Genomic DNA, 9194 nt, shown 5'->3' with positions numbered 1-9194 from the left:
CTGGGGTTGTCCTTGATATATGCCTGAAGACGGTCCTGGTACTTCGAGCTTCTGAAATAGTAGCTCTCCTCTTTAAGCCACTCGACCTCGCGTCCGCAGGCCGGACAACAACCCCCTACAAGCTGGCTCTCGGGATAGAAGGTTTCCTCATGGATGCAATACCAGCCCTCGTAAAAGCCCTTGTAGATATCTCCCTGGTCGTAGAGCTTCTGAAAGATATTCTGTACAACTTTAATATGGCGCTCCTGCGTGGTGCGGATGAAGTCGCTATACGATATGCTGAGCCGATCCCAGAGTTCCTTGAACGGCCCTACCATGAGATCGCAATGTTCTTGTGGGGTAAGGCCTCTATCCCGCGCGGCTTTCTCAACTTTTTGCCCATGCTCGTCGGTGCCGGTGAGAAAAAGAACGTCGTATCCGGTAAGTCTTTTATAGCGAGCGAGGACATCTGCGATTATGGTAGAATAGGCATGTCCTATGTGAGGAACATCATTTACATAGTAAATCGGAGTCGTTACGTAAAAGCTGTTTTTTGCCGAATTTGCCAAATCAATATCACCTTTTAAGAAAAAATTGAGTGCTATTTTATTATATTAAAAGTATAGCACTCGTTGACACAAAATTTTCTCAACCATATAATTGATAACAACCACTTGTCAAGGAAAGCAGCAGGAGGAACCCCATGAAATCCACTGGCATCGTGAGACGAGTAGACGAATTAGGAAGAATAGTAATACCGATGGAGCTTAGACGTACTTTTGGCATTGAAATTAAAGACCCGCTTGAGATTTTTGTAGATGGCGATGCGATTGTTCTCTCCAAATACCAGGCGGTTTGCGTATTCTGCGGCAGCGGGACGCACATTGAAAGCTTCAAAGGGAAAAACGTCTGCCAAGATTGTAAGAAAGAATTGATAACCGATAAAAGGGTGTAGCGTCAGTTTATTTTGACGCTTGCGATAAGAACTTAGGCTTCGCACAATTGAGGCTACCGGGCATCCGGTAGTTAGCTTTTGCTCAAGTTAGCTTTTAATTTATGAATGGCCTTTTTAACGGCCTTTAGGTTGATCCTTTGTGCCCCGCTCGTGGATGTCGAGGACTGCCTCGTAGACTGAATGTTTACCGGCGCCAAATTTCTTGGCTACTTCTGAGATCGCCTGTTTCTTTTGCGTACCTTTTTCAATCAGCCCGATCACCGCATCCCGTAGTTCGCTTGCGGTGATGGTTTGCGCTCCCCCTTTTTGACCCGGACCGAAGAGCAGCACGACTTCGCCTTTGATTTCGGCGGTATCCAGCCGCTCAAGCAGCTCTGCTGCCGAGCCCCGGATCACCTCCTCGAATTTCTTGGTAAGCTCACGCGCAATTACGGTGCTTCGCATCGGGTCGATATGAGCGATTTCTGCAATAGTGGCCTTAAGTCGCCGGGGGGACTCAAATAGTATGGTGGTACGCCCAGTTCGCAATAGCTCTTCTAGAAGCGCGGTACGCTCACCTTTTTTGCGGGGAAGGAATCCCTGGAAGACAAAGGTATCGGTGGGAAGCCCCGAAATGACCAGCGCGGTGATAAGCGATGACGGGCCGGGGAGCGCCTCAACGGGAATGCCGCGCTCGATACAAAGCTTAATCAGCCGGTGCCCCGGATCCGATATCCCCGGCATACCGGCGTCAGAAACAAGGGCGATCGTTTTCCCCGCACCCATCGCCTCAACAAGCTCTTTCCCCTTGACGGCCTCATTATGCTCGTAGTAGCTCGTTATCGGGGTGGAGATATCGTAACGCGAGAGCAGCTTTCGGGTAACCCGCGTGTCCTCGGCGGCGATGAGATCGACCTCTTTAAGTGTGCGCATCACCCGCAACGTGATATCCTCAAGATTGCCGATCGGTGTTGCACAGATATAGAGTTTGCCGGTTGCGCCAGATATGTTGGACATGTTATCTATTCTCTACTTGATCTCAACCAGGTGATAGTCTCTGACCCCGAGGCCGAGCTTCTCCCCATAAGCCAACTGGGGACGCCAGTCGATGCCGGAGAGAGCCTTGAACTTGTCGCCGTCGTCCGGTGCCGTTGAAAGCCTGCTTCCCGCCAGCGCCTGCGCCTCGTTGACAAGATCGGCGCTTGCCTGATCGATAGCGATGGGGTCGAGCGAGGCCAAAATGCCGATATCCGGGACGATCGGGGCATCGTTCCATCCCCAGCAATCACAATCCGGGCTTACGTTAAGAATGAAGTTAAAGAACCCGACTTTTCCGGGTTTGTCTTTTATTACCGCCCAAGCATGCTCGACGATTTTCTCCTGGATTACCTTGGGATCGGTCGCCCAATTTACCTCGATTGCGCCCGAGGGGCAGGTAACGGTGCACTCGCCGCAGCCGATACATACCTCATGGTCGATTACCGCAGGGCTTGCGACGGTTATCGCTCCTGTCGGACACCACTTGACGCACTTGGCGCAGCTCGTGCAGGTATCCGGATTAACGCGAGGCAGTACATCGGAGTGCATGACCTGCTTGGCGCTGCGACAGCCCAGCCCCATCCCGATGTTCTTAAGCGTCCCGCCAAAACCGGTAAGCTCATGTCCCTTGAAATGAGTCAGGGCGATCATGGCATCCGCGTGATACACGGCGCTTCCGATTTTAGCCTCTTTAATATGCGTGCCCTCGATATCGACCGCGACGTAGTCCTTGCCGTTGATACCGTCCGCGATAACTACCGGGGCGCCGACTGTCGCGTAGCTGAAGCCGTTTTCAATCGCCGAGATAAGGTGATCGACCGCATTCGACCTCCTGCCGGCATAGAGCGTGTTGGCGTCCGTTAAGAACGGCTTGCCCCCGGCTTCTTTGACTTTTTCGACGACCCGCCGTGCAAAGATCGGCGAAAGAAACGCCGTGTTTCCCGGCTCGCCAAAGTGTACCTTGATCGCGACGATATCGCCGGGGTCTATGATCGACTTAAAATCCGCCTTGTCAAAAAGCTTGCTTGTCGTATCCAACCGGCTCTTTTTACCATGAAAGTTACTGTAGTAAACGTTTGACATTACACACCTCGATGCTTGCTTACCGTAATCCAAAACCAAGTCTATATTATACCAGGTACGAAGAATTGATATAGTCTTTCACTTGTAACTATTCTCTGCTTATGAGACCTCAATTGGTGCGTGATTTTTTAGGTGTCTAAGGGTACGAAAACCTGAAACGCTTTTTAATTCGTGAAAGGAGTATTATATGCCCAGCGACCAACAGGTGCTATCGGATGTACAGGATGCCCTTACGTGGGACGTAAGGATTAATGCGGCAAACATCGATGTTTCGGTCACAAGCGGGATCGTTAGCCTTAGCGGTATCGTCGATACGTATGCCCAGAAGCTCGATGCCGCGCAGATTTCAAGCCGCATAAAAGGTGTGGTTGACGTAATCAACAACCTTGTTGTAAAACCGTCGGTCGTGCGCTCGGATATCGAGATTCAAGATGATATCGAAGCCGCTTTTAAGCGGGATGTTCTTGTTGATGAGACCGATATCGTTGTAAGGGTAAGCAACGGCATCGTGGTGCTGAGTGGCGCCGTCGGCACGATGGCGGAGAAAAATGCTGCGGAGAGCGACGCCTGGCTTACCCCGGGCGTTACGGATGTCATCAACAACGTCGTCGTCACCCCGGCGGTGGCCAGGATGGACCAGGATATCGAAGAAGATGTACGGGCGAGCCTTGCCCGCGACACAAGAATCGATATTAGAAACATCGATGTGACATCGGTGGATGCGGTTGTATATTTAAGGGGTCGGGTCGGCGATTTTACACAAAAGTGGATCGCCTCGGATATCGCCTGGTGGACTCCCGGCGTACGCGACGTTATCAATGAACTCACGGTAAAGGCGGTCGCCTAGCGACCGCCTTTACTTTATCTATGTTCTTTCGAAGCAACCGGCCTCTTTTGTAAGTCTTTCACGGGTTAGCTGTGTTGAGCTGCTGCGCCACCTCTTTTCCTTCGTTCCCTGCCTTCAAACTCCTCGGGGATTTCGTATTCCCTTAAAAGGTTTGCCATATCTTTAAGCTTCTGGTTGACCAGGTAGTGGATGGTCCCCTCCGGGAACGTTCCATCTTCCTTGCGCTGGCCGGCCTCAACACCGGTCAGTACCTGAATTCCCTCATCAACTGTCTTAACCGGATAGATATGGAACTTTCCTTCGTTCACCGCATCGATTACCTCTTGCTTAAGCATAAGGTTGACCACATTTTGAATCGGGATCATTACTCCCTGGTCGCCCGTCAGACTACGTGCTTTACAGACATCGAAGAAGCCCTCGATCTTGCGGTTTACCCCGCCGATCGGCTGAACCTCGCCCCGCTGGTTAACCGAACCCGTGATCGCGAGATTCTGCTTAATCGGTACGCCGGAGAGCGCCGAGAGGAGCGCATAGAGTTCGGTACTTGAGGCGCTGTCGCCGTCGACTCCCTCGTAGCTCTGCTCAAACGTCAAACTCGCCGATATTGAGAGGGGTTTATCCTGGGCATATTGCCCCGCCAGGTAATTTGCCAAAATCAGCACGCCTTTGCTATGAGACGGTCCGCTCTGTTCGATTTCTCGCTCGATGTTGATAACTCCCTTGGTACCCAGGTGAACCTTTGCGGTAATCCGGGACGGGCGCCCGAAGTAGTAATCGCCGAGGCTGATGATGGACAGAGCGTTTATCTGCCCGACAACCGAGTCCTCTGTCTGGATCAAGACGATATCGCGGTTGATCATCTCCTGGATCTTCGCCTCGATCATGTTGGAGCGGAATTTTTTGTGATCCTGGGCTTTTTTCACGTGTTCGGCCGAAACCAGCGGTGCGTTGCTTGCCGCCGCCCAGTAGCTCGCCTCGCTCGCCAGATCCCCAACATCCTGGAACCGGGTAGAGAGCTTCAACTGATCCCCTGCCAACCATGAGCCGTACTCGACGATCTTTGCGGCGCCGCTTGGCTCGAAGTCTTTAAGCTTGGCTTCAGCAACCTGCTCCCGCAAGAAGGCGGCGTATTTTTGAATGTGCTCGTCCGTGCGGTCCATCTCCACATTAAAGTCGGCTTTGACCTTGAAGAGCTCTCTAAAGTCCTCATCCATATTGTAGAGAAGCATGTAGATGTGCGGATTGCCGATCAATACGATCTTTACGTTAAGCGGAATCGGCTCGGGCTTGATCGTAGTCGCCGGTATGACCCGGTACTGCTCGCCCATAAGCTCGATTCTGATCTCCTCGCTTCGAATCGCCCGTTTCAGCGCATCCCACGCAAGCGGGCTCGTGAGCACATCGAGCACATGCATGATGAGATATCCGCCATTCGCCCTGTGAAGAGCCCCTGATTTTATCATACTGAAATCGGTGCTCATCGCACCAAACTGGGCTTTATACTCGGTTTTTCCAAGCAGGTTGTAGTAGGATGGGTTAAGCTCCACAACGACAGGCGCTCCCTTCTGCTCAGCGTTGTTAACGATAACATTTACTTTGTATCTATCAAAACTTACCGGTCGCTGCAGCGCCTCTAGCCCCGGAATCGCAACCGCCTGCCGCTCTCCGGGCTTGAAATCTTCCAAATTTGCGATAATGTCTTTTTCAACCTGATCCAAATAGGTAAGCACCTTAGGTATGTCGTTGTATTTGTCTCGTAAGTCCTGCAGCAAGTGGCCGATAGCAAAAAGCGCGACCTCTTTATCCAGCTCCTGAACCTTGTCTTTGGTCTCTTTCTCGAGCTTTCGAACACGGGTGAGAACTTCGTTTATCTCGGACTGCAGTTCCTCACCCCGCTGCTGGATCTCTTTTTTCTGATCCTCGGGAATAAGGCTGAACTCCTCTCTGCGCAGGGGACGCCCCTTCAGCAGGGGGATGGTCATGATGCCCGCGGTCGTAATATCAACCGTAAACCCTCGCTCTTCGGCTTTCTTTTCTATCTCGGCGAACCCCTTTTCGCGCTCGGTTTCGAAGGTGTTGGCGATGCGCGTTTTGCGCTCCTCATACTCCTTGCTCTCGAACGCCTTTGGGATTTCTTCACGGGTGTGAACCACGACCTCATCCATATCTTTCGCAAGCTCTCTGCCTTTGCCCGGCGGCAACGATATCGCCAACGGCCGATCGGTGTCGTTAAAGTTATTGATATAGCACCAATCGCTCGGGATCGGCTCTTGCTTTGCTTTTATATCGATATAATCTTTGATGGTCGAGGTTTTACCCACACCCGGAGGCCCGGATGCATACAAATTGAAGCCCTTGGTTTTTATCCCGAGGCTGAATTCGATAGATTCGACAGCCCTGTTTTGCCCGATCGTGCCCTTGAGCGGCTCGATATCTGCAGTTGACGAAAACTTGAACACCGACGGGTCGCAGTCGCGGCGCAAGTCAACTACAGGCAGCTCATAGAACGCATCTTTTACTTTTTTTAAGCTTGGTTGGCCCATGAAAGTCCCCCTTAGTCGTAATTCGTTAGTTCGGAATTTACCCTTTTTAAGCAGAGGAAAAACATTACGGTGGCCAAGAATTAGGGGGTAAGTTGGTTAAATACGAGCGCCGCCGCACCGAGCAAGCCGGCCTGGTTGCCGAGATCGGCCAGCACGACTTCGGCAACATCCTGGTTTGGGTGAAGCGTGCGCTCGGCGATAACTTTCCTGGCCGGTGCGAGCACGAGATCCCCGGCCTCCGCCATACCGCCACCCAGGATTACGAGCTCCGGGTTAAAAATGTTGATAACGTTGTTAATACCGATACCGAGCCAAAAGCCTACTTCGTTAAAGATATCAAGGGCTAACGGATCGTTTTTCTGTGCGGCTTCGGTTACCATGGGACCGGTGATGGCTTGGATACTGCCTCCGGCAAGCTTCAGGATAAGGCTGTCCTTGGTATGCCCGGCCCGCTCCTTGGCGATTCGCACCAGCGCCCTCCCCGCGGCCATCTCCTCAAAACAGCCGTAGGAGCCACAGCTACAGCGCGGCCCGGTCGCTTCTATGACCATATGGCCTATCTCCGCTGCGCTTCCCGTAGCACCCCTGTAGAGGCAGCCATCGATAATAATACCGGCGCCGATGCCTGTCCCGAGGGTAAGGCCCACAATGTTGTCGGCATCCCGGCCTGCACCGTAGTACTTCTCACCCAATGTCGCGAGATTACCGTCGTTGTCCATAAACGCGGAAAGGCCGAAGTTTGATTCAACGATGCTTTTAAGACGGAGGTTGGCAAAGGGCAGATTGGGGGATTGCACCACCACGCCCTGCTCCCAGTCGATGGTGCCGGCAACCGCAAGGCCGATGCCCATGACTTCGCCGATATCGGCGGTGGACTCGATAAGCTTTGCGATAAGACCCTTGATGGCGGTAACGACATCTTCCGATGTCCCCGCGGGCGTAGCCGCCTTGGACGAAGCGACCATACGGCCCTCGGCATCCACCGCCGCAACCGCGATCTTGGTCCCGCCCACATCAACACCTATTGCAACCTTCCGACCAGTCATAGTTATTCCTCTTCCTTGGACCCCAGACCCCGGCCTCTTGACCCTTAATACACCGGGCGTCGGGGGAACGACCATTCCTGTGCAAAATCCTCGCCGGGTGTTTTGGTCGTCACTACTATTTCTCCGGGCTCGATGGTGACCATATTATACGACGGCTCGGTGTAGCCTCGGGTGCGAAGCGTGGAAACCGTCCCGCTGTTGATGAGAAGCATATTGGAAAGCGGCCACACATAGGGGACATGCTTGTGCCCGCATAAGACGAGATCAACCCCTGCGCCGCGAAGAAGGGCCATCACATCGCCCGCATCGAGCACGATGTTGCGCTCCCTACCGGTTCCCGGGACGCTCACCAGATGATGGTGCAGGACAAAGACCTTGAACGTGCGGTCAACCATGAATTCTTCGCGCAACCAGCCGTAGTGCTCGCGCCCGATCTCGCCGTCGTTTAAATCCGGCTTTGCCGAATCGACCGCAATGAACTTTATGCGCTCCTGGAAGTTTTCTTCCGAGTGCATCCCAAACTGCAAATCAAGCGTCCTATATCGGGGCCCGAAGATGCTCTCAAAATGTAGGTAGCCAAGGTTGCGGCTGTCGTGGTTGCCCGAGATGACGATCTTGATCGGGCACTCGATCATATCTATGTACTCCTTGGCCGCCTCGAACTCGTCACGATATCCCGCAGTCGTTAGATCGCCGCAGATCGTGACTACCCTGGGCTTCGCCTGGTTGATCTCGTTGATTGCAGCGATTAAAAGCTCCCGGCTAAAACGCGGATCGCCGCAGTGAAGATCGGATATTTGCGCTATCTTATATGATTGGATTTCCATAGCTTGAGCTCCATGCGATCGGGATAGAGCCGAGGCCCAACACATGCTGGGCCTCGAATCACTAATCAAACATTAGTCAAACACTAATTAGTATATTTTCCTATTCTCGCTGACTTTACGCAACACTGCAAACGCAAACAAAAATAGCGAAATAACGTAAGGTTAATCGGTTGTGCGTATCTGGGGCGCTTTAAAGCGTCGCAGGCGCAGCGAGTTCGATACGACCGAGACCGAGCTAAACGCCATCGCGCCGGCCGCGTACATCGGGTCGAGCCTGATGTGCCAGATCGGATACAGCGCACCTGCCGCCACCGGGATCAGTATGGCGTTGTAGAAAAACGCCCAGAATAGGTTCTGATAAATCGTCTTTAACGTCTTGCGGCTCAAAGCAATCGCAGTCACCAGACCCTGCAAATCGCCGCCGACGAGCGTGATATCGGAGGCCTCGATAGCGACATCGGTTCCCGTGCCGATCGATATGCCGATATCGGCTTGGGCAAGCGCCGGGGCGTCGTTGATGCCGTCGCCGACCATCGCGACCACCTTGCCCTGCCCCTGCAGTCGTTTTACCTCAATCGCCTTATCTGCCGGCAGAACCTCGGCAAGCACGCGATCGACACCTGTCTGCTTGGCAATTGCGGCAGCCGTTCTCTCGTTGTCCCCGGTAAGCATCGTGACTTCGAGGCCCATCTCATGCAGACGTTTTACTGCCATGGCCGAGTTGGGCTTTAAGACATCGGCTACGGCTACGATACCGGCAATCTTAGAGTCCACCGCAACGTACATCGGTGTCTTGCCTTCCTCGGAAAGCTTGATCGCCGTTGCCGGTGTACCGTTAAGCCGGGTACCCCGCTCTTCCATCAGGCGCAGGTTTCCAAGCAGCACCGGTTTTCCATC

9 protein-coding genes are annotated in these 9194 nt (G+C 53.1%); 2 read left to right on the top strand and 7 right to left on the bottom strand.

The window, feature by feature from the left end; genetic code table 11:
* The coding region (locus tag COY37_RS10205; RefSeq protein WP_286977472.1) for a class I tRNA ligase family protein at window positions 1–548 on the bottom strand (548 nt) is incomplete at its 3' end.
* Between the two features lie 134 nt (window positions 549–682).
* Here COY37_RS10205 and COY37_RS10200 point away from each other — a divergent pair.
* Complete coding sequence (locus COY37_RS10200) at window positions 683–934, top strand: AbrB/MazE/SpoVT family DNA-binding domain-containing protein (RefSeq protein ID WP_286678653.1); 252 nt, start codon at window positions 683–685, stop codon at window positions 932–934.
* Between the two features lie 114 nt (window positions 935–1048).
* On the opposite strand, the gene rsmI is transcribed toward COY37_RS10200, so the two are convergent.
* Together rsmI and COY37_RS10190 are read right to left on the bottom strand one after the other, a co-directional pair.
* Window positions 1049–1930: a 16S rRNA (cytidine(1402)-2'-O)-methyltransferase gene (gene rsmI / locus COY37_RS10195; protein ID WP_286678652.1), complete on the bottom strand. Its 882-nt coding sequence runs from the start codon at window positions 1928–1930 to the stop codon at window positions 1049–1051.
* 12 nt (window positions 1931–1942) lie between these two features.
* A complete protein-coding gene (locus COY37_RS10190) occupies window positions 1943–3034 on the bottom strand; it encodes a DUF362 domain-containing protein (RefSeq protein WP_286678651.1) in 1092 nt (363 codons plus the stop codon).
* Window positions 3035–3221: 187 nt separating this feature from the next.
* On the opposite strand from COY37_RS10190, the gene COY37_RS10185 reads away from it, so the two are divergent.
* Complete coding sequence (locus COY37_RS10185; RefSeq protein ID WP_286678650.1) at window positions 3222–3881, top strand: BON domain-containing protein; 660 nt, start codon at window positions 3222–3224, stop codon at window positions 3879–3881.
* A 65-nt stretch (window positions 3882–3946) separates the two neighbouring features.
* Here COY37_RS10185 and COY37_RS10180 read toward each other — a convergent pair whose 3' ends face one another.
* The 4 genes from COY37_RS10180 to COY37_RS10165 all read right to left on the bottom strand — a co-directional run.
* Window positions 3947–6424: an ATP-binding protein gene (locus tag COY37_RS10180; RefSeq protein WP_286678649.1), complete on the bottom strand. Its 2478-nt coding sequence runs from the start codon at window positions 6422–6424 to the stop codon at window positions 3947–3949.
* A gap of 80 nt (window positions 6425–6504) precedes the next feature.
* Window positions 6505–7470: an ROK family protein gene (locus tag COY37_RS10175; RefSeq protein ID WP_286678648.1), complete on the bottom strand. Its 966-nt coding sequence runs from the start codon at window positions 7468–7470 to the stop codon at window positions 6505–6507.
* A gap of 44 nt (window positions 7471–7514) precedes the next feature.
* Window positions 7515–8297 carry a metallophosphoesterase family protein gene (locus tag COY37_RS10170; protein WP_286678647.1) on the bottom strand — a complete coding sequence of 261 codons (783 nt, stop codon included), beginning with the start codon at window positions 8295–8297 and terminating at the stop codon, window positions 7515–7517.
* Between the two features lie 162 nt (window positions 8298–8459).
* On the bottom strand, window positions 8460–9194 hold a 735-nt coding region (locus COY37_RS10165; RefSeq protein WP_286977470.1), incomplete at its 5' end, for an HAD-IC family P-type ATPase.

The sequence above is a fragment of the Candidatus Aquicultor secundus genome, from assembly GCF_002791875.1.
Lineage (GTDB): Bacteria > Actinomycetota > Aquicultoria > Aquicultorales > Aquicultoraceae > Aquicultor_A > Aquicultor_A secundus.
The sequence above is the reverse complement of the archived record's forward strand: the minus strand, read 5'-3'. Positions and strand labels throughout refer to the sequence as shown.